Source organism: Vibrio sp. EJY3 (genome assembly GCF_000241385.1).
Taxonomy (GTDB): Bacteria; Pseudomonadota; Gammaproteobacteria; order Enterobacterales; family Vibrionaceae; genus Vibrio; species Vibrio natriegens.
This window is the reverse complement of the sequence record NC_016613.1, coordinates 2960708-2979319: the sequence shown is the minus strand read 5'-3', so window position 1 is coordinate 2979319 and position 18612 is coordinate 2960708. Positions and strand designations below refer to the sequence as shown.

Sequence of the window (18612 nt, the reverse complement as noted above, 5' to 3'; positions counted from 1 at the left end):
AGAGGAATACCCCAGGGTGCCGTTGAGGATTGTGGCCCTTGAACCAGCTGGTTCAAGGCGGATCAGCACTGATAACCGTAGGCTTCTCGGTACATGCCAAGCTTGCTCAATAGTTACCAAATACTAACCCTTAGGTATTGCTTATCGGCTCAGGGACTTACATCCTGCTGACGCACACCCCAGGGTAAATTTTGTATTTACTGCTGTCCTTGCGTAACTTTACTTAATGCGCTCTCTAGAGACGCAGTGAGCTGTTCCATTCGCTCAGTAATTTCTTGCTGTTGCCCGCTCGATTCGTATGACTTGGTCTGTAATTCATAACAAATGTTCAACGCGGCAAAAGTCAGCAGCTGAATTTCATTGGTTACCTTAGTACGTTCGCTCATCTCTTTCAATCGTCGATCGAGATCTTTTGCTGCTGCAACGAGAGACTCTTCTTGGCCCGCAGGACAATTCACTCGAGTTACTTTGCCTAGTATTTGAACGTCGATCGCTTGATTGCTCATGATGAATAAACTCTATATTCGCGCTATCTAAGGTGTTGCTCTATGCAACTACCGAGGAGGAAACTATAGGAAAACCGCTATTAAGATTCAAGCATTTCCCATCACAGAAAGAGAAATGATGACGTGATCACACAGGAATTCGGCAAATTGAGCAAATGGTGTTCAAAATGAATTTGATAGTCGTTTCGGACGACTAGGCTTGATGGTAGGATATATCGAAACAAATTTATGCAAGAATGAGCCAAGCTATGAGTGAAATCACCCTTCCTGAATACCAATCTATTGCTGCTGAGTTAAAATCTGCAAGTCTGGCGGTTACCCCGGCAGAGTTACACGGGTTGCTTGTCGGCATGCTAAGTGGTGGATTGGCGATTAACGATCAAACCTGGCAACCAATCCTGTTTGATTACACTAACGACGGCATGGGCTGGCCTGCTACATCGTTGGCATTCGCACAGAGCGTATTCAAAGTTTCTGTCAGTGAGCTTACCGGCTCTTCAATGGAGCTGTCGTTATTACTGCCAGATGAAGCTGGTGAAGAAAGTTTGTTTGCTTTAGCCGACGGTTTGTCTGATTTTGTTAACCACTTTATCTCTGGCTTAGGCTTGGCTGGCATTGCGATTGGCAAAGCTTCTGACGATGTAAAGGAAGCGTTGGCCGATTTAGAAGAAATTGCCAAGTTGGGTATTGATGAAGACGACGATCTTGGCGAGCAAGCGCAGCTGCTTGAGCAAGTTATCGAACATGTTAAAGCGTGTGTTCTGACTATCCATGCCGAGTTTGGTGCACGACCTGATAGCAGTGACAGTAAACCAACGATCCACTAATTACAGAATGTTCAGAGGTAAGTAAGCATGAGGCAATATGATGTAGTCATTGCTGGTGGTGCTATGGCTGGTGCGACGTTGGCACTGGCGATCGAACACTTATCCAAGGCGGCTCTGCGCATTGCTGTCGTCGAGCCATTTAAAGCTCAGTCGGATTCCCACCCCGGGTTTGACTCGCGCTCTATCGCCTTATCGTACGGAACCGTTAATCTACTGCGCCACTTACAGCTTTGGTCAGTCATCGAGCCTTTTGCTACGCCAATTGAACATATCCATGTTTCTGACCGTTCTCATGCAGGGATGACCGATATCACCAAGCAAGAGGTTGGGGTTGAAGCGCTGGGATATGTGGTTGAGCTTGCTGATGTCGGGCGTGTTTACCAAGAGCTACTTACAAATAGTGCCTCGATAGATTTCTTCTGTCCCGACTCTGTTACCTACATAGAACGAGAGCAAGATCATACTCAGGTTGAATTGAGCAGCGGAGAAAAGTTAGAAGCCAAACTGTTAGTTGCAGCCGATGGTGCCGTTTCACAGTGCTGCCAGCAAGTCGGATTAGAGTTGTCTGAACATGACTTTGAGCAAGTGGCTGTAATTGCAAACATCGTAACTCAGGAGCCGCATCAAGGGTGTGCGTTTGAACGTTTTACTGAAAACGGCCCCGTCGCTTTGCTGCCGATGAGTGACAACCGTATGTCGCTGGTGTGGTGTTTGCACCCGGATGAAGCTGAATCCGTATTGGCACTCTCTGAGAGTGAATTTCTTGCACGCTTACAGCATGATTTTGGCTGGCGTTTAGGAGCCCTTAAGAAAGTAGGGTTGCGAGCAAGTTACCCGCTATTGCTGCGCCATCGTAAGCAGAATATTTCACACCGTTTTGCAATTGTGGGTAATGCCGCTCAAACACTGCACCCGATCGCCGGGCAAGGCTTCAATCTGGGTATTCGTGATGTGGTGTCTCTGGCTGAAGAAGTTATTAAGCAGAGTGAAGATGTTGGGCGTTATCAAGGCTTGATGCGTTTTAGCCAGCGTCGTGAAGCCGATCGTAGCGAAACCATCTGGTTAACGAGCTCGCTCGTGCATGTTTTTTCAAATGATTTACCCGCGATGCGAATCGGGCGCAATGCCGCTTTAGCCGCGATGGATAACCTTTCTATTTTTAAGCAGCCACTTCTACGCCACACTCTTGGCTTAGTAAAACGATGATCGGTTGCAACGAATTAGCTAAAAACTAGGTAAGTAAAAGCAATGATGCAAAGTGTAGATATCGCCATCATCGGCGGAGGAATGGTTGGGTTGGCGCTTGCTGCCGCATTCAAAGACAGTGACCTGCGAATCGCTGTCATTGAAGGTAGTGTACCTGACGAAAAACTGAATGAACTGCCCGATGTGCGCGTGTCTGCATTGAGTCGCTCTAGTGAAACCATATTACGTAAGCTGGGAGCCTGGCAGGGCATTGAACAGCGCAGAGCGTCGCCATACTATGGCATGGAAGTTTGGGAACAGGACAGCTTTGCCAAAATAGAGTTTGATGCCCAAAGCATGGCCCAGCCTGATCTGGGCCATATTGTTGAAAACAGAGTGATTCAACTGGCACTGCTCGAGCAAGTTGAGAAGCAAGACAACGTGACGCTGTTTATGCCTGCTCGTTGCGCTACATTAGCGGTTGGTGAGCAAGAAAGCTGGCTAACACTGGATAATGGACAAGCGATGACGGCCAAACTAGTGGTTGGTGCGGATGGTGCAAACTCTTGGCTGCGTCGTCAGATGGACATTCCGCTTACTCATTGGGATTACGGCCATAGCGCGTTGGTCGCAAATGTAAAAACTGCCGAACCGCATAACCATATCGCGCGTCAGATTTTTACTCCACATGGCCCATTGGCACTATTACCAATGTCTCAACCTAATATGTGCTCCATTGTTTGGTCGACAGAGCCAGACAGAGCTGAGCATTTATTTGCTATGGATGAACATGAATTCAATAAAGCGTTAACCAGTGAGTTCGATGCACGTCTTGGCCTGTGTGAGGTGGTAGGCGCACGCGCCGCATTTCCGCTTAAAATGCGTTATGCACGAGACTTTGTTGTCGAACGAGTAGCATTAGTGGGTGACGCTGCACATACCATTCATCCACTTGCTGGCCAAGGTGTGAACTTGGGGCTTCTGGATGCAGCAAGTTTGGCTCAGGAAGTTCTGGCTTTATGGAATCAAGGGCAGGATATTGGTAGTAAGCGTAACCTTCGCAGTTACGAGCGCTGGCGTAAGGCGGAATCGGCTAAGATGATTGCTGCTATGCAAGGTTTCCGTGACTTGTTCTCTGGTGAGAATCCGGCTAAGAAGCTGATACGTGGTATTGGTTTGAGCCTGGCTGGGCAATTACCTGGGGCGAAAGATGAGATCATGAAACGAGCGCTCGGCTTGAAAGGTGATCTGCCAGAGTTAGCTCGTCAGTAGATGTTTATCTGAGAACAAAAAAAGGCTGAATCTTTCAGCCTTTTAATCAGTGAGTGTTAGCTAAGCATATGCGCATCGGAGTTTCATTATTTCTTTGTTGATCTCTTTTACTGCTCTGAAGTGACGTTGCTCCGCTTTCTCAGGCAGCATTAGTTTTCCGTTATCAAACTCGAATTTACCGACCCCGTAAATATAAATTCTTCCCTTAAAAAGACGACTTATATGTTTAGCAATCATACCTGGTGTATAGCGCTTAAACAGTCTCATATTTACTTTCCCTTTTTTCTTACCTAGCTCTGGTTATTCTACGTTTTTCACGCGAAATTATTGTGATAGCAATACTACTAAGTGCAGGTGAGATGTAACAACTTAGAGATTTGTGCTGTCTTCGGCAAATTGACGGCTTTATGTCTCAAATTGCGTGAGGATTACCCCAAAATTCACCTATTAAAAACGTTATTCGTTCTTTATTCTTTTGTACGTGGTGCATTAAGCAATAGTTTTGTTACAGGATTAAGAATAGAAGGAAATTGAATGTTTGCTAAATGTTTCTTTTTTAACGCTCATTCCATTTTCTCTTGTTTACTTATTCTTAGAGTAAGAAGGCTGATAAAAAGTTCATACAAAAAAAAGCCCGCTTTAGCGGGCGAATAGTCACAGATGCATTACACAAAAGTGGATTGCTGACTTAACAAAGACTGTTATCGAAATCAGCGGATTCACTTTATGTCGGCTAAGTCCTGTTGAAAACTCAACCAACACAAGCATCATATACGAGTTTTTTCTTAGTGACTATTTATGTTTTAAAAATGATTAAAAATTCTCAAGCAATTTACGCGTGATGTGATCTGTGTCACGTATTGTGGCTGGGGTTGTAATCGATTACGCTCGTAGTCTAAATCAACGACAAATATCCGCGACGACAGGCTGACATAGCTTGACTAGGTCATCGATTGATAAAGCGATGCCTGCCATTCGATCACCACTGCTGATCGTGACTTCCCCTTCGTTTAAGAGGCTTGGGTCAAAAACGATTGGCATATGACGTTTAAGTAACAGCGGAGTCACGGTGCCAATTTTGTATCCGGTAATGCGTTCAACATCCGCTTGGTCGACACAAGTCATGCGTCGGCACTGAAGGAGTGAGCGAACCTTTTTTGGGTCAACACTTCGGTCTCCTGGAGCACAGGCAAGTGCATAAAGATTCCCCATATCTCTCAGCAGGATAGCTTTAACCATTTGAGAAGGGCGAATGCCACGCTGCTGCGCGGCATCTTCAATGGTGGTAGAAGGTCTTTGATGCGGTAGCAAGCGAAACGCGATGTTTTGCTCTGCAAGAAACTGCATTAAAGGGGTTTCAATGAGTTTACTCATCATCAAGGCTGTAAGGCAGTTCGGCGATGGTCCATTCACATTCTGGCTGAGAGACTAAACGCAGGCGCGTGTCGTCATCTAAGTTATTGGGTAAGACGATCAAGCCAATTGCTTGGTTATCGGCAAACTGGTAATGAGTCAGCAGAGAACCGACTGATCGCCAGTTCTCACCAACACTACGTTCTAGTTGGACTGGTTCATCATTGAGGTTTGTCGCTGTTGCGCCTTTCACGATGTACATCGCACGTTTATTCGTACCGCGGTATTTGGCACGTGCCACGGTTTCTTGCCCAGTGTAACAACCTTTAGTGAAGCTGATACCACCAAGTGCTTGCAGGTTGAGTGCTTGTGGAATGTGTTCGTTTTGCGCCGCTGCTGGTACAAATGGTAGTGCCGCCTCAATCTCAAAACGGTTCCAAAGTTCATGTGTCGTCAGTGTGGCGTCACTGTTTTCAATCATCGATTGAGCTGCATCGCTGGTCAATAGCAGAAGCCAGCGGTTGTCTGCCACTTTGACGGCAGTGCCGCCGCTAATCGCACGTACATCGCCAGTCTCTTCGCTGATGTCATCGATAAACGAATTGGCTTGAGAGCCAGCAACGCCAAGAATAATGTCGTTGGATTCTTCGATCGTAACTTTGGAAAATACAGCGTATTTCTTAATTTCTTTTAATTCGACTTCAAGTGCTGACTTTGGTTGGATCAGTCCGTAGCCATCTTGGTGATGGAATAAACGGAAAACACTCCACACTTTGCCTTTGGCATCACAATGTGCCCCAAGTGTTGATTGGTCTTTCTCTAAAGAGACAACATCGCAGGTGACCTGGCCTTGTAAGTATGATTTTTTGTCATCACCTACCATGGTGATCATGCCTAAGTTATCCAACAGTGAGATAGAGAGCTCAGGTAAAGTATCTTGAGTTGATAGGGGTAGAGCTGAAAAGCGAGTTTGCCATTCCATGATTACAATGCCTTTTGAAGATGTTTTTCAGCTATGTTAATTCGAGAATCGTTATTTGTCAGCTTTCATTATAAGCAAGTACTCTCAAGGGGTTTGGTTCGCGTATTGTGACCCGTACACTAGTTGCGTAGCATATCCCTTGTTACACTCCGCACTTATAACAAGACATCTATGAAGGAATAATGAATGTACACTCCTGAAGAAAAGGCGCGTATTAAATGGGCTTGCCGCAGAGGTATGCTTGAGCTGGATGTGGTGATTATGCCGTTCTTTGAAGAGTGCTTTGATGCGCTGAGTGAGCAGGAACAGCATGACTTTGTTTCTTTGCTTGAGTGTGATGACCCTGATCTGTTTACCTGGATTATGGGACATGGACGTAGTGAGAACCTGAGCCACGCTTCAATGGTTGATAAAATTGTCGCCCACAACCTCAGTAAAGTTCGTTAATCTCACACTTTCCTCCTCAAATACTGCCCGAGTTATTAGCTTTGTTCTTCTTTTCTCTATGACTTGGGCGGTCACCCTTTCCGATACCCCAATTGTATTATCTATTTATCTGTTATTAATGATCGCTAAGCTGCACTTTGACCAACTTTTGGTTGCCCCTGCCAGCCAAGGTATCTGGCATGTTCATTGTGATGGTACGATAAGAAGCGAATCAACACGGACTCAGATTAAGCGGATCGATTTATCGACTCTGCCTTTTAAGATCACCATTACACTGCAATCTGGAGATAGTGTGACAGTATGGCGCGATAGCTGCGCCGATACACAATACCGTCAGTTAAGCCTGGTATTGCGTCAGTGGGAAATGAAACAGGGAGCTGATGCTCCCTGTTGATATGTTGGATTAAGCACTGTCACCAATATTATTTATCAGACAGTTGCTTCGCCGGAGTTAGAATTGTCGGTCCACTGTTTTCCAACTGGTTTGGGTAATCCAGTGTGTAGTGCAAGCCTCGGCTCTCTTTGCGTTGCATTGCACATCGTACCATCAGTTCAGCAACTTGAAGTAGGTTTCGCAACTCAAGCAAGTTATTGGATACGCGGAAATTACTGTAGTACTCGTGCGTTTCTTGCTGCAGCATCTGAATGCGTCGTAGTGCACGTTCCAAACGCTTATCCGTACGCACAATGCCCATGTAGTCCCACATAAACAGACGCAATTCGTGCCAGTTATGCTGGATAATGACTTCTTCATCACTGTTGGTTACCTGGCTTTCGTCCCAGCAAGGCACTTGAGGAGCCAGTTCGACTTCAGAGCGGTGTTTCAGAATGTCTTTTGCCGCAGACCATGCGTAAACCACACACTCTAATAGCGAGTTAGATGCCATGCGGTTTGCACCGTGAAGGCCGGTGTAGCTCACTTCGCCAATCGCATATAAGTTTTTAAGATCGGTACTGCCGTTTCTGTCTACGATGACACCGCCACAGGTGTAGTGGGCTGCCGGAACAATCGGAATCGGCTCTTTGGTCATATCAATACCCAGATCCATCAAGCGAGAGTAGATGGTCGGAAAGTGCTTGGTAATGAAATCCGCTGGTTTGTGGCTAATATCGAGGTACATGCAATCAGCACCCAGACGCTTCATTTCAAAGTCGATCGCACGAGCAACAACATCACGCGGGGCTAATTCTTTACGTTCATCAAAATCCGGCATGAAACGAGAGCCATCAGGGCGGCGTAAGTAGGCGCCTTCACCACGCAGTGCTTCTGTAAGCAGGAAGTTGCGTGCTTCTGGGTGGTACAAGCAGGTTGGGTGGAATTGGTTGAACTCCAAGTTTGCTACGCGGCAGCCAGCACGCCACGCAATGGCAATACCATCACCAGATGAAACGTCTGGGTTGGATGTATATTGGTACACTTTTGAAGAGCCACCTGTCGCAAGTACCACAAATTTTGCACGTACGGTTTCCACATGCTCTTCGTTACGGTTCCATATATAAGCGCCGATGACTTTATTTTTGTCACCACCAATTTTATCTTCCGTGATCAGGTCAAGCGCATTGTGTCGTTCAAGAACATGAATGTTTGGATGATTGTGTGCGTTATCTTGCAGGGAAGTTTGCATCGCCATACCCGTTGCATCCGCAGCGTGCAGAATACGGCGACAACTGTGTCCGCCTTCTCGGGTGAGGTGGTAACGAGGTTCTTCGTCGGAGTCGTCTTCTTCACGATCGAATGGAACACCGCCATCAATGAGCCACTGTACACATTCTTTTGAATGCTCAGCGATAAATCTCACGGTCTCTTCATCACAGATACCATCGCCTGCGATTTGGGTGTCTTCAACGTGTGATTCAATCGTATCTGACTCATCAAATACCGCTGCGATACCACCCTGAGCGTAATAGGTCGCCCCTTCGCTACGTGGCCCTTTACTAAGTACCATTACTTTACAGTGATTTGCGACACGCAAAGCCAACGACAAACCTGCGGCTCCACTCCCTACCACTAACACATCACATTCATGTTCACGATTTGTGTTCATATAACTTTCATAATCCCAAGCTAAGACAACAACGTTATCTTGTATATTATTTGCACACCATGTGCACTTCCATTAGCGTGACATCCGTCACTAAGGGCTAAGTTGGGAGTTTCATCTAAATTACAGTTACTCTGGTGACTTGAGCCACTCTTCTTTTTAAGTATGCCCAGGTCGGAGACCTTAAATTACATACGAATGTTTTTTGAGCTTTATTTAACAACGCGTTATTCAGACAGCCAACAGCCATGCAAATGATAAGTAATAGTTTATCAATATCATTGCTTTTCCATGCTCTACCCAGCACAATTTGGACAGAGGGCGATTATTATACCCATTTCCCCCTAATTTGCTCGCCTGACAAACTTAGATTTAAGTTTAAGAAGAGTAGGGATTTGGCGCATGACATCACACTGTGAAAAAACAATGACAAAAATTTGGGAAGTCCCGGAACTTTCTCATTCACATTGCAGTCACAATAGTGCTCAAGTAAGCAGTGGTGTCAATACTACGTTTTGCAGAAATAGTACCCATATCTGAGAAGAGTAGGGGCATAACAAATAGGAGTATCCGCTCGAATGAACGAGCAGCTGACCGATCAAGTATTGATTGAGCGAGTTCAGAATGGCGATAAGCAAGCATTCAACCTGCTGGTAACGAAGTATCAGAACAAGGTATGTAATCTTATCTCCAGATACGTAAGTAATCCTGGCGATGTTCCAGATGTAGCACAAGAAGCGTTTATCAAGGCTTACCGAGCTATCCCCAGTTTTCGAGGGGAAAGTGCGTTTTATACGTGGCTGTATCGCATTGCAGTGAATACTGCGAAAAATCACATTGTGGCCCAGGGGCGAAGACCCCCAGCGACAGATGTTGATGCTGAAGATGCTGAATTTTACGAAACAGGTAGTGCACTTAAAGAAATTTCGAACCCTGAGAACTTAACGTTGTCCAAAGAACTGCAACGGGTAGTGTTCAGTGCAATCGAAGCCTTACCTGAAGATTTAAAAACAGCAATGACGTTGCGAGAGCTTGACGGCTTGAGCTATGAGGAAATTGCTGAAGTAATGGATTGCCCGGTAGGAACGGTACGCTCACGTATCTTCCGTGCTCGTGAAGCGGTGGAAAAGAAAATCAAACCTCTTTTACAACGCTAGTACAAGTAATAACTATGGTGAAAACAATGGCTGACAAAGAAAAACTTTCAGCTCTCATGGATGGAGAATTGATCGATAAGGCTTTAATTCAAGAATTAGGGCAAGATCAAGAGAGCCGTAAAGCTTGGCAGAATTATCACCTGATTGGTGATGTGATGCGAGGCGAAGCGCCAGCAAAACCAGAGTGGAATATTGCTGAAAGCGTGGCGTTAGCGTTAGAAGATGAACCAGTGCATCGTGCTGTCGATTCACATAGTGCCAACGTAATTTCAATTACGGATGCACCTAAAGAGTCGCAACCAGAACCGCAAAAAGCCAAACGTCAGCTACCAAGTTGGTTGACTCAATTTGGACAAGTTGCCGTTGCTGCGTGTGTATCGCTAGTCGTCATCTTAGGTGTACAGCAGTACGGTGGAAGTGATTCTACGGTGCCTCAAGCTGAACAGTTGCCTGTATTGCAAACCGTTCCATTCGCGGGTAGCGCAGAACCTGTGAGTTTAACTCGTGAATCTGTAGAGCGTTCTATGGGTGAAGCAAATATGCAGGAGCAACGTAAACGTGTTCATGCTATGCTGCGAGACTACGAATTACAGTTAAGAATTAACAGTGATGCATCTCAGCAAGATGCGACTCTGACTCCGGATGTTGAATGAATAAATTCCTGATCAGCGCTTGCGCTCTGTTCAGTATGATGTCTTCACAAGCCTTTGCTGGTGATAAACCAGCGGAGGCTTTATTGCATCAAATGAGCGAGGCAAGTAAGAATTTAAGCTACGAGCTCTCTTATATCCTCATCAAAAAGAACAGTATTGAACCTTTACTGTACCGCCACGCGACTCACGGTGAAGAGCAATACGCCCACCTTATTTATCTCAGCGGCCCTGTGCGTGAAGTCATTCTCCGTGGTAGTGAAGTCAGCTACATCGAAACAGGTGCAGAGCCTTTCACGATAGAATCTGGAAAAATGGTTGCACCGACCATCCCAATGCTAAATACCAACATTGATGAACTGAATCGCTATTATGACTATGTTCAGGTTGGTCGAGCTCGTGAAGCCGGTGTTGCTACTCAGGTGTTGCGTATCGTACCGAAAGATGGCTTACGCTATTCATATATCCTTTGGGTTGATGAAAAGAGCAAGCTTCCACTGCGAGCTGATCTTGTTGATCGCGATGGCGAAGTACTAGAGCAATACCGTACGATTTCATACACAGTGAATACTAAAATTGCTGAGCTCATGAGTGGCTTAGAAGATGTTCAGTTACCTGCTGTTCTTACCATGCCTAAAGGTGAGGTAAGCACCAGCGACTGGGTTGTCGGTTGGATACCAGATGGTTTTGAGGCTAATGAGCTCAATCGCTACCGCATGGCGGTCAGTGATCAAATGGTAGAAAGCCAAATGTATTCCGATGGGTTATTTAATTTCTCGGTTTATGTAGCGAGTAAAGATGAGCACTCATTGAAAGGTCAGCTTGTACGCCAAGGTCGCAGAACGCTGCACAGCTACGTAAATGGCGATTATGAAATCTCCGTCGTAGGCGATATTCCTCCTGCAACCGCGCAACGTATAGCTCAATCTGTTACATTTAAAGTAACCAATAATCAGTAAACATGAGTAACGTGCGATGATGACTGCGCTAGCGACTGTGACAGGGGTTGAGCGTCACGGTAAGCGATATGAAATTGACCTGAGCTGCGAGCAGCAAACCAGTTGCAGCAGCTGCTCGTCTCAAAAAAGTTGTGGCACTGGTGTGGTCACGAAAGCCATTGGTAACAAAAGCCTTTCCTGGCATTTGCGCACAGAAAAAGCCGTGCAAGTCGGACAAGTCGTCGAAATTGGTTTCCCTGAATCCAGTTTAATTAAATCGGCGATGGCGGTGTACCTGCTGCCACTGTTTGGTCTGATACTCGGTGCACTTTTCGGCCATCTACTGTTTGCTCCTCTCATCGCAGGTGGTGAAGGAGTAATTATTCTCTCTTCAGCACTTTTTGCTGCTGGTGGCGTTTGGTTAGCGAAGCGTGTATCCAAGCCACTTGAAGATGAATCGCAGCGCCAAGTTACGTTAGTTCGAGTGCTTGGAGAGCCAATCCAGTAAGCTCTGACCCCGTCCCCTTTCAGTCACTTGGGTTTATGTACTTTAAATTACGTGCGCCCGCTAACGAAATTCGGTAGAATCTGCCAACTTGATTGAAATGCCATCAGATGATGGCTTTCTTACTGTCCCTATTTTGTAAAGAGTTAGTCAGCCTAAATCTATGAAGCACATTCGTAACTTTTCGATTATCGCCCACATCGACCATGGTAAGTCGACCCTATCAGACCGTTTAATCCAAGTTTGTGGAGGATTGAGCGATCGTGAAATGGCCGCACAGGTTCTGGATTCAATGGATCTTGAACGTGAGCGTGGTATCACCATTAAATCTCAGAGTGTGACGCTAAACTACACCGCTAAAGACGGTGAAACATACCAGCTAAACTTCATCGATACTCCGGGACACGTAGACTTTGCATACGAAGTATCACGCTCTCTAGCCGCTTGTGAAGGTGCGCTATTGGTGGTTGATGCTGGCCAGGGTGTAGAAGCGCAAACGCTAGCGAACTGTTACACCGCGATCGAAATGGATCTGGAAGTTGTGCCAATCCTAAACAAGATCGATCTTCCAGCTGCAGATCCAGAACGTGTAGCAGAAGAAATTGAAGAAATCGTTGGTATCGATGCGATGGAAGCAACCCGCTGTTCTGCGAAAACAGGCTTGGGTGTTGAAGACGTACTAGAAAACATCGTATCAGCGATTCCAGCACCAGAAGGTGATCCAGACGCACCGCTACAAGCGCTGATCATCGACTCATGGTTTGATAACTACCTTGGCGTTGTTTCTTTAGTGCGAATCAAAAATGGTTCACTGAAGAAGAACGACAAGATCAAAGTAATGAGCACAGGTCAATCTTGGGGTGTAGACCGTTTGGGTATCTTCACACCTAAGCAAGTGGACACTGAGGTTCTAAATACTGGCGAAGTAGGCTGGGTTGTTTGTGGTATTAAAGACATCCTTGGCGCGCCAGTAGGTGATACTTTGACACTGGCGAAAAACGGCAGTGACAAACCACTACCAGGCTTTAAGAAAGTAAAACCTCAGGTATACGCTGGTTTGTTCCCTGTATCATCTGATGATTACGAAAACTTCCGTGATGCGTTAGGTAAATTAAGCCTGAATGATGCGTCACTATTCTACGAGCCAGAAAACTCTGCAGCTCTGGGCTTTGGTTTCCGTTGTGGTTTCCTTGGCATGCTGCACATGGAAATTATCCAAGAACGTTTAGAGCGTGAATACGATCTAGACCTAATTACAACTGCGCCTACGGTAGTCTACGAAGTAGAGAAAACCGATGGTGATTTGCTGTATGTCGATAGCCCAGCGAAACTGCCTGCGGTAAACGACATCGAAGAAATCCGCGAGCCAATCGCACGTTGTAATATCCTGGTGCCGTCTGAATACCTAGGTAACGTTATCACACTGTGTGTTGAAAAACGTGGTGCTCAGGTGGATATGGTTTATCACGGTAACCAAGTAGCCGTGACTTACGATATTCCAATGGCAGAAGTGGTTCTCGACTTCTTCGACCGTCTGAAATCGACTTCTCGCGGTTATGCTTCTCTGGATTACAACTTCCAGCGCTTTGAAGCGTCAAACATGGTTCGCGTAGACGTACTTCTGAACGGTGACACGGTTGACGCGCTAGCGATGATCACACACAAAGATCAGTCTCAGACTCGTGGTCGTCAGTTGGTTGAGAAGATGAAAGAGTTCATCCCTCGTCAGATGTTTGATATCGCGATTCAGGCGGCTATCGGTAACCACATCATCGCGCGTTCGACGGTTAAACAGCTACGTAAGAACGTTATCGCGAAATGTTACGGTGGTGACGTGAGCCGTAAGAAGAAACTTCTGAAGAAACAGAAAGAAGGTAAGAAGCGTATGAAGCAGATCGGTAACGTCGAACTGCCTCAAGAAGCGTTCCTGGCGATTCTTCACGTAGGCAAAGACTAGAATTGAACTTTGTTCCATTCTTGTTGGTCATAAGACGTTAGAACTTAAATTAAGTGAAAGAGTTAGCGCTCTTTCACTTTCGCATTTTTAGATAAGGGAATTTAATGGCGAATACATTCTCACTGATTCTGGTTATCGTGACCTTGGTAACTGGTGTAGTTTGGCTTTTGGAAAAACTGGTGTTTGCAAAGAAACGTCAGGCAAAAGTCGCGGAGATCGAAGCGCAAACAGCTAACGGCTTAGATGCAGTCACCCTGCAAAAAGTAGAACGCCAGCCTTGGTGGGTTGAAAACAGCGTCTCTATTTTCCCTGTGATCGCGTTTGTACTCGTATTACGTTCTTTTATCTATGAACCGTTTCAAATCCCATCTGGCTCAATGATGCCTACTTTGCTGGTTGGGGATTTCATCCTGGTAGAAAAATATGCCTACGGTCTGAAAGATCCAGTATGGCGTACTGAGCTGGTAGAAACAGGCAAGCCAGAACGTGGCGATATCGTCGTGTTTAAATATCCTCCTCACCCTAGCATTGATTACATCAAGCGTGTGGTTGGTCTACCAGGGGATATCGTGCGTTACTCAAACGACAAGCAGATTTGTATTCAAAGCAAAGGTGAATCGAGCTGTAAGCCAGTTAAACTGAGTAATGTCGAAGAGAGTCAATTTAGCTCAAATGGTATCCCGATGATCCAGTTGGATGAAAAACTGGGTAACGTTGAGCACAATATTTTGGTTAACCCAATTGTTCGCAATCATGTGGAGCAGTACTTCCCACGTAGCGGAACAACAGAATGGGTTGTACCACAAGGTCAGTACTTTGTGATGGGTGATAACCGTGACAACAGTGCAGACAGCCGTTATTGGGGCTTTGTTCCTGAAGCAAACCTAGTCGGCAAAGCTGTCGCCATTTGGATCAGCTTCGAGTTTGAGCGTGGCGCAGATAGCGTTCTACCTTCATGGATTCCAACTGGTGTGCGTTTTAACCGCATCGGTGGTATTCACTAACTTCTCGTCATATTTGAAGTCGCAGCGTTGTTGACTGCATAAATCCCCCCTAGTTACATAGTACATCTATGCTCATAGGGCTGAATTTATTTGTCGCCTAGCTGCAACTTCAACTATATAGAGAAATAAACATTAATGTCGAGAGAGTATGAATTCTCCAATTGATAAACTAGAGCGTAAGCTCGGCTACCAGTTTAAAGATGCCGAGCTTATCAACTTGGCGCTGACTCACCGCAGCGCCAACAGTAAGCATAACGAACGTCTTGAGTTTCTGGGCGATTCAATTTTAAGTTTTGTCATCGCTGATGATCTGTACCATCGTTTCCCGAAAGTGAACGAAGGTGACATGAGCCGTATGCGTGCAACTTTGGTTCGCGGACACACATTGGCGGAACTGGGTCGTGAATTCGATCTAGGAGATTATTTAAAATTAGGTCCAGGTGAATTGAAGAGTGGTGGCTTTCGCCGTGACTCTATTCTAGCCGATGCGGTGGAAGCCATTATTGGTGCAATTTACCTAGATAGTGATATTGAAGCAGTGCGTGGCATTGTACTGAGCTGGTACAAGTCTCGCCTTGAAGCCATTAAGCCTGGTGTATCACAAAAAGACCCAAAAACTCGCCTCCAAGAGTTCCTGCAAGGCAGAAGAAAACCACTGCCTGTTTACACAGTGACTAATATTAAAGGTGAAGCGCACAACCAAGAATTTACGGTTGAGTGTGAAGTCGCAGGTGTGGATAAACCTGTAATCGGTAAAGGCACCAGCCGCCGCAAGGCAGAACAGGCGGCAGCGGAAACAGCACTTGAGCAATTAACTAATGGCTGATAACGAATTCGATATCGATGCATACTTTGCATCACATGGTGAAACGAGTTCACCAGAAAACCAGCACTGCGGCTTTATCGCCATTGTTGGTCGTCCAAATGTAGGTAAATCGACCCTTTTAAACAAAATCTTGGGTCAGAAGATTTCGATTACCTCTCGCAAGCCGCAAACCACACGCCACCGTATTATGGGTGTGGACACTGACGGCGACTACCAGGCGATTTATGTCGATACACCTGGACTTCATATTGAAGAAAAGCGTGCGATCAACCGTTTGATGAACCGCGCGGCAAACTCTTCGTTGAGTGATGTGAACTTGGTGTTCTTCTTAGTCGATGGTACCCATTGGACTAAAGACGACGAGATGGTACTGACGAAGTTGCAGAAATCGAACTTCCCTGTTGTGCTGTGTGTAAACAAAGTCGACAACGTACAAGATCGTAATGAAGTGATGATGCACATGGCGGACATGTCTAAGAAAATGGACTTTGTCGACGTTGTGCCAATCTCAGCGAAGCAAGGCAAGAACATCGATGTACTGCGTAAACATGTACGCGACCACTTACCAGTAGCGACGCATCACTTCCCAGAAGAGTACGTGACAGACCGTTCACAGCGCTTTATGGCATCTGAAATTGTTCGTGAGAAGCTGATGCGTTTCACGGGTGAGGAGCTTCCTTACTCAGTGACGGTGGAAATTGAACGTTTTGACTACAACCCGGAAACCGATGGCTTCCATATCAATGCACTGATTCTGGTTGAACGTAGCGGCCAGAAGAAAATGGTGATCGGTAAAGGTGGCGAGAAGATCAAAACCATCGGCCGTGAAGCTCGCCTAGATATGGAAGAGCTGTTTGGTCGTAAGGTTTATCTCGAAACTTGGGTTAAAGTGAAATCTGGTTGGGCTGACGACGAACGTGCGCTGCGCTCACTGGGTTACATCGACGATCTATAAACTTGAAGCGAAGCCACTTCGCTCCAACATCGATTAGAATAAGGAGCCGCTTGGCTCCTTATTTTTTATTACTCAGTAATTAGACGATTAGGCACACCGATATAGATGAGTAACCAGTCCTCTGAAGGCTTACAACGCTGCTTTGTTTTGCACCGAAGACCTTACAGTGAATCGAGCTTGATACTTGATGTGTTCAGTGAGGAGTATGGCCGCATCACATTGATGGCCAAAGGCGCGCGTAGTAAACGTTCGAACCTGAAAGGGGCGCTACAGCCATTCACTCCACTGTTACTAAAATGGTCAGGCAAAGGGTCAATGAAAACCTTAAGACAGGCCGAACCTATCAGCCTTGGCTTACCCTTAACAGGTATTAACCTTTACTCTGCTATGTACGTTAATGAATTGATTGGACGTGTATTGATGGCAGAAGTGCCAATGCCAGCCTTGTTTCACGATTATCTGCATGCATTAACCGAGCTAGCTCAGTGTGATAACCCTGAGCCAGCACTGCGACGATTTGAACTGGCCTTGCTTTCGACGATGGGGTATGGCGTCGACTTTATGCACTGTGCAGGGACAGGTGAACCTGTCGAAGCGAACATGACTTACCGTTATCGTGAGCAGAAGGGATTTATTGCTTCCGTGAGGCGAGACAACCTGACATTTTTGGGTAATGAATTGATTGCAATCAGTGAGCGGCGCTTTGTCACTAAAGAGCAGTTAAAAGCGGCAAAACGCTTTACACGTATAGCCTTAAAGCCGTATCTTGGCGGCAAACCTTTAAAAAGTCGTGAATTGTTTATTCACACACCCAGAGCACGGAGTAATGGAAAATGAGCTCAATCTATTTAGGCGTTAATATCGATCATATTGCTACTTTACGTAATGCACGTGGTACAAAATATCCGGATCCTGTTCATGCTGCTGAAATTGCAGAACGAGCGGGTGCTGATGGTATCACGATTCACTTGCGTGAAGACCGCCGACATATTTTGGACCGTGATGTACGTATTCTGCGTGAAACTATCCAGACGCGCATGAACCTAGAGATGGCTGTAACCGATGAAATGGTTGAGATTGCTCTGAAAACCAAACCTGAATTCGTTTGTTTAGTGCCAGAGAAGCGTGAAGAGCTAACGACAGAAGGTGGCCTGGATGTGGTTGGTCAACTGGCTAAAGTGAAGGCGGCAACGGAGAAACTAACCGAAGCGGGTATTAAAGTTTCTCTGTTTATCGATGCAGACCGTCAACAGATTGATGCAGCAAAGCAATGTGGCGCGCCTTATATTGAACTTCACACTGGTCACTATGCTGATGCGACAACTGAGGAAGAGCAGCAAGCGGAACTGAAAAAAATTGCAGCTGGCGCGAGCTATGCTGACGATTTGGGTATCATCGTTAATGCGGGCCATGGTTTGACTTACCATAACGTTGCTCCTATTGCAGCGTTACCAGAAATCTACGAACTGAACATTGGTCACTCGATCATTGGCCGCGCTGTCTTCGATGGCTTAGAGAAAGCGGTTGCTGATATGAAAGCTGTGATGATCGAAGCTCGTAAGTAATCAGGCTCACGAATGGCTATTTTAGGTTTAGGCACCGACATCGCGGAAATTGAGCGCATTGAAAAAGCGCTGGATCGCACTGGCGAGTCATTTGCTCAGCGCATTCTTTGTGAAGAAGAGATTCTGAAGTTTTCACAGCTAAAGCAAAAAGGGCGTTATCTTGCCAAACGTTTTGCAGCCAAAGAAGCGGCATCGAAAGCGCTGGGAACCGGCATTGCAAAAGGAGTGACCTTTCACGACTTTTGCGTGACTAACGATGAACTGGGGAAACCGATAATTTCCCTGTCTGGCACGGCGCAGCAAATAGCTCAAAAATTGGGGGTGAGCCATGTACACCTTTCGATTTCTGACGAGAGACACTACGCTGTTGCGACCGTGATTTTAGAGTCCTGAATCGTTTGAATTTCTTGTAAAGAAACCAAATAGCAAAAAGCCAGAGCA

21 protein-coding genes and 1 other RNA gene are annotated in these 18612 nt (G+C 46.0%); 16 read left to right on the top strand and 6 right to left on the bottom strand.

Going from position 1 to position 18612, the window contains the following annotated elements; genetic code table 11:
* Positions 1-4: 4 nt before the first annotated feature.
* Together ssrS and VEJY3_RS13395 are read right to left on the bottom strand one after the other, a co-directional pair.
* Positions 5-189, bottom strand: a non-coding RNA gene (gene ssrS, locus VEJY3_RS24855) — 6S RNA.
* An 8-nt stretch (positions 190-197) separates the two neighbouring features.
* Positions 198-506, bottom strand: coding sequence for a cell division protein ZapA (locus tag VEJY3_RS13395; protein WP_014233010.1), 309 nt, complete (start codon positions 504-506; stop codon positions 198-200).
* Positions 507-754: 248 nt separating this feature from the next.
* Here VEJY3_RS13395 and VEJY3_RS13390 point away from each other — a divergent pair, with 248 nt between their 5' ends.
* Genes VEJY3_RS13390 through VEJY3_RS13380 form a run of 3 tightly spaced genes read left to right on the top strand, consistent with a single transcriptional unit; the run spans position 755 to position 3790 of the window.
* Positions 755-1333, top strand: a complete 579-nt coding sequence (locus VEJY3_RS13390) for a YecA family protein (RefSeq protein ID WP_014233009.1) — start codon at positions 755-757, stop codon at positions 1331-1333.
* A gap of 27 nt (positions 1334-1360) precedes the next feature.
* Positions 1361-2539: a 2-octaprenyl-6-methoxyphenyl hydroxylase gene (gene ubiH, locus VEJY3_RS13385; protein WP_014233008.1), complete on the top strand. Its 1179-nt coding sequence runs from the start codon at positions 1361-1363 to the stop codon at positions 2537-2539.
* Between the two features lie 42 nt (positions 2540-2581).
* The gene (locus VEJY3_RS13380; RefSeq protein WP_014233007.1) at positions 2582-3790 is read left to right on the top strand and encodes an FAD-dependent 2-octaprenylphenol hydroxylase; all 1209 of its coding nucleotides are present in this window, start codon (positions 2582-2584) and stop codon (positions 3788-3790) included.
* 60 nt (positions 3791-3850) lie between these two features.
* Here the strand turns inward: VEJY3_RS13380 and VEJY3_RS13375 are convergent, their stop codons facing one another.
* From VEJY3_RS13375 to ygfZ, 3 genes are all read right to left on the bottom strand, one after another.
* Positions 3851-4057 carry a DUF1107 domain-containing protein gene (locus VEJY3_RS13375; protein ID WP_014233006.1) on the bottom strand — a complete coding sequence of 69 codons (207 nt, stop codon included), beginning with the start codon at positions 4055-4057 and terminating at the stop codon, positions 3851-3853.
* 633 nt (positions 4058-4690) lie between these two features.
* A complete protein-coding gene (locus VEJY3_RS13370; protein ID WP_041170270.1) occupies positions 4691-5164 on the bottom strand; it encodes an aminoacyl-tRNA deacylase in 474 nt (157 codons plus the stop codon).
* The gene (gene ygfZ / locus VEJY3_RS13365) at positions 5157-6125 is read right to left on the bottom strand and encodes a tRNA-modifying protein YgfZ (RefSeq protein ID WP_014233004.1); all 969 of its coding nucleotides are present in this window, start codon (positions 6123-6125) and stop codon (positions 5157-5159) included. The genes VEJY3_RS13370 and ygfZ overlap by 8 nt, the downstream gene beginning before the upstream one ends.
* A 186-nt stretch (positions 6126-6311) precedes the next feature.
* Here ygfZ and VEJY3_RS13360 point away from each other — a divergent pair, with 186 nt between their 5' ends.
* Positions 6312-6572, top strand: coding sequence for a succinate dehydrogenase assembly factor 2 (locus VEJY3_RS13360; RefSeq protein WP_014233003.1), 261 nt, complete (start codon positions 6312-6314; stop codon positions 6570-6572).
* Positions 6532-6966, top strand: coding sequence for a protein YgfX (locus VEJY3_RS26135; protein WP_308507397.1), 435 nt, complete (start codon positions 6532-6534; stop codon positions 6964-6966). The genes VEJY3_RS13360 and VEJY3_RS26135 overlap by 41 nt, the downstream gene beginning before the upstream one ends.
* Positions 6967-6994: 28 nt before the next feature.
* On the opposite strand, the gene nadB is transcribed toward VEJY3_RS26135, so the two are convergent.
* Positions 6995-8617, bottom strand: coding sequence for an L-aspartate oxidase (gene nadB / locus VEJY3_RS13355; protein WP_014233002.1), 1623 nt, complete (start codon positions 8615-8617; stop codon positions 6995-6997).
* 575 nt (positions 8618-9192) lie between these two features.
* On the opposite strand from nadB, the gene rpoE reads away from it, so the two are divergent.
* The 11 genes from rpoE to acpS all read left to right on the top strand — a co-directional run bounded on the left by rpoE (position 9193) and on the right by acpS (position 18564).
* On the top strand, positions 9193-9771 hold the full coding sequence (gene rpoE, locus VEJY3_RS13350) for an RNA polymerase sigma factor RpoE (protein ID WP_014233001.1): 579 nt from the start codon (positions 9193-9195) through the stop codon (positions 9769-9771).
* 26 nt (positions 9772-9797) lie between these two features.
* Positions 9798-10424, top strand: a complete 627-nt coding sequence (locus VEJY3_RS13345) for a sigma-E factor negative regulatory protein (RefSeq protein WP_014233000.1) — start codon at positions 9798-9800, stop codon at positions 10422-10424.
* The gene (gene rseB / locus VEJY3_RS13340) at positions 10421-11380 is read left to right on the top strand and encodes a sigma-E factor regulatory protein RseB (protein ID WP_014232999.1); all 960 of its coding nucleotides are present in this window, start codon (positions 10421-10423) and stop codon (positions 11378-11380) included. Before VEJY3_RS13345 ends, rseB begins: the two co-directional genes overlap by 4 nt.
* Positions 11381-11396: 16 nt before the next feature.
* Entirely contained in the window at positions 11397-11867 is a 471-nt protein-coding gene (locus tag VEJY3_RS13335) for a SoxR reducing system RseC family protein (RefSeq protein ID WP_014232998.1), read from the top strand.
* A gap of 160 nt (positions 11868-12027) precedes the next feature.
* Positions 12028-13821 (top strand): translation elongation factor 4, encoded by a 1794-nt coding sequence (gene lepA, locus VEJY3_RS13330; RefSeq protein ID WP_014232997.1) that lies wholly within the window; start codon positions 12028-12030, stop codon positions 13819-13821.
* 104 nt (positions 13822-13925) lie between these two features.
* Complete coding sequence (gene lepB / locus VEJY3_RS13325; protein ID WP_014232996.1) at positions 13926-14825, top strand: signal peptidase I; 900 nt, start codon at positions 13926-13928, stop codon at positions 14823-14825.
* Between the two features lie 148 nt (positions 14826-14973).
* Positions 14974-15651: a ribonuclease III gene (gene rnc, locus VEJY3_RS13320; RefSeq protein WP_014232995.1), complete on the top strand. Its 678-nt coding sequence runs from the start codon at positions 14974-14976 to the stop codon at positions 15649-15651.
* Positions 15644-16606: a GTPase Era gene (gene era / locus VEJY3_RS13315; protein WP_014232994.1), complete on the top strand. Its 963-nt coding sequence runs from the start codon at positions 15644-15646 to the stop codon at positions 16604-16606. Before rnc ends, era begins: the two co-directional genes overlap by 8 nt.
* A 105-nt stretch (positions 16607-16711) precedes the next feature.
* Complete coding sequence (gene recO, locus VEJY3_RS13310) at positions 16712-17443, top strand: DNA repair protein RecO (RefSeq protein ID WP_014232993.1); 732 nt, start codon at positions 16712-16714, stop codon at positions 17441-17443.
* Positions 17440-18171, top strand: a complete 732-nt coding sequence (pdxJ, locus tag VEJY3_RS13305) for a pyridoxine 5'-phosphate synthase (protein ID WP_014232992.1) — start codon at positions 17440-17442, stop codon at positions 18169-18171. Before recO ends, pdxJ begins: the two co-directional genes overlap by 4 nt.
* A 12-nt stretch (positions 18172-18183) precedes the next feature.
* Complete coding sequence (gene acpS / locus VEJY3_RS13300; RefSeq protein ID WP_014232991.1) at positions 18184-18564, top strand: holo-ACP synthase; 381 nt, start codon at positions 18184-18186, stop codon at positions 18562-18564.
* Positions 18565-18612 lie beyond the last annotated feature (48 nt).

Coding starts and splice junctions, on each gene's coding strand:
- acpS (WP_014232991.1), top strand. CDS start 18,184: ATGGCTATTTTAGGTTTAGGCACCGACATCGCGGAAATTGAGCGCATT.
- VEJY3_RS13380 (WP_014233007.1), top strand. CDS start 2,582: ATGATGCAAAGTGTAGATATCGCCATCATCGGCGGAGGAATGGTTGGG.
- recO (WP_014232993.1), top strand. CDS start 16,712: ATGAGTAACCAGTCCTCTGAAGGCTTACAACGCTGCTTTGTTTTGCAC.
- era (WP_014232994.1), top strand. CDS start 15,644: ATGGCTGATAACGAATTCGATATCGATGCATACTTTGCATCACATGGT.
- VEJY3_RS13360 (WP_014233003.1), top strand. CDS start 6,312: ATGTACACTCCTGAAGAAAAGGCGCGTATTAAATGGGCTTGCCGCAGA.
- rnc (WP_014232995.1), top strand. CDS start 14,974: ATGAATTCTCCAATTGATAAACTAGAGCGTAAGCTCGGCTACCAGTTT.
- nadB (WP_014233002.1), bottom strand. CDS start 8,617: ATGAACACAAATCGTGAACATGAATGTGATGTGTTAGTGGTAGGGAGT.
- ubiH (WP_014233008.1), top strand. CDS start 1,361: ATGAGGCAATATGATGTAGTCATTGCTGGTGGTGCTATGGCTGGTGCG.
- rseB (WP_014232999.1), top strand. CDS start 10,421: ATGAATAAATTCCTGATCAGCGCTTGCGCTCTGTTCAGTATGATGTCT.
- lepA (WP_014232997.1), top strand. CDS start 12,028: ATGAAGCACATTCGTAACTTTTCGATTATCGCCCACATCGACCATGGT.
- pdxJ (WP_014232992.1), top strand. CDS start 17,440: ATGAGCTCAATCTATTTAGGCGTTAATATCGATCATATTGCTACTTTA.
- VEJY3_RS13395 (WP_014233010.1), bottom strand. CDS start 506: ATGAGCAATCAAGCGATCGACGTTCAAATACTAGGCAAAGTAACTCGA.
- VEJY3_RS13370 (WP_041170270.1), bottom strand. CDS start 5,164: ATGAGTAAACTCATTGAAACCCCTTTAATGCAGTTTCTTGCAGAGCAA.
- ygfZ (WP_014233004.1), bottom strand. CDS start 6,125: ATGGAATGGCAAACTCGCTTTTCAGCTCTACCCCTATCAACTCAAGAT.
- VEJY3_RS13345 (WP_014233000.1), top strand. CDS start 9,798: ATGGCTGACAAAGAAAAACTTTCAGCTCTCATGGATGGAGAATTGATC.
- VEJY3_RS13335 (WP_014232998.1), top strand. CDS start 11,397: ATGATGACTGCGCTAGCGACTGTGACAGGGGTTGAGCGTCACGGTAAG.
- VEJY3_RS13375 (WP_014233006.1), bottom strand. CDS start 4,057: ATGAGACTGTTTAAGCGCTATACACCAGGTATGATTGCTAAACATATA.
- rpoE (WP_014233001.1), top strand. CDS start 9,193: ATGAACGAGCAGCTGACCGATCAAGTATTGATTGAGCGAGTTCAGAAT.
- VEJY3_RS13390 (WP_014233009.1), top strand. CDS start 755: ATGAGTGAAATCACCCTTCCTGAATACCAATCTATTGCTGCTGAGTTA.
- lepB (WP_014232996.1), top strand. CDS start 13,926: ATGGCGAATACATTCTCACTGATTCTGGTTATCGTGACCTTGGTAACT.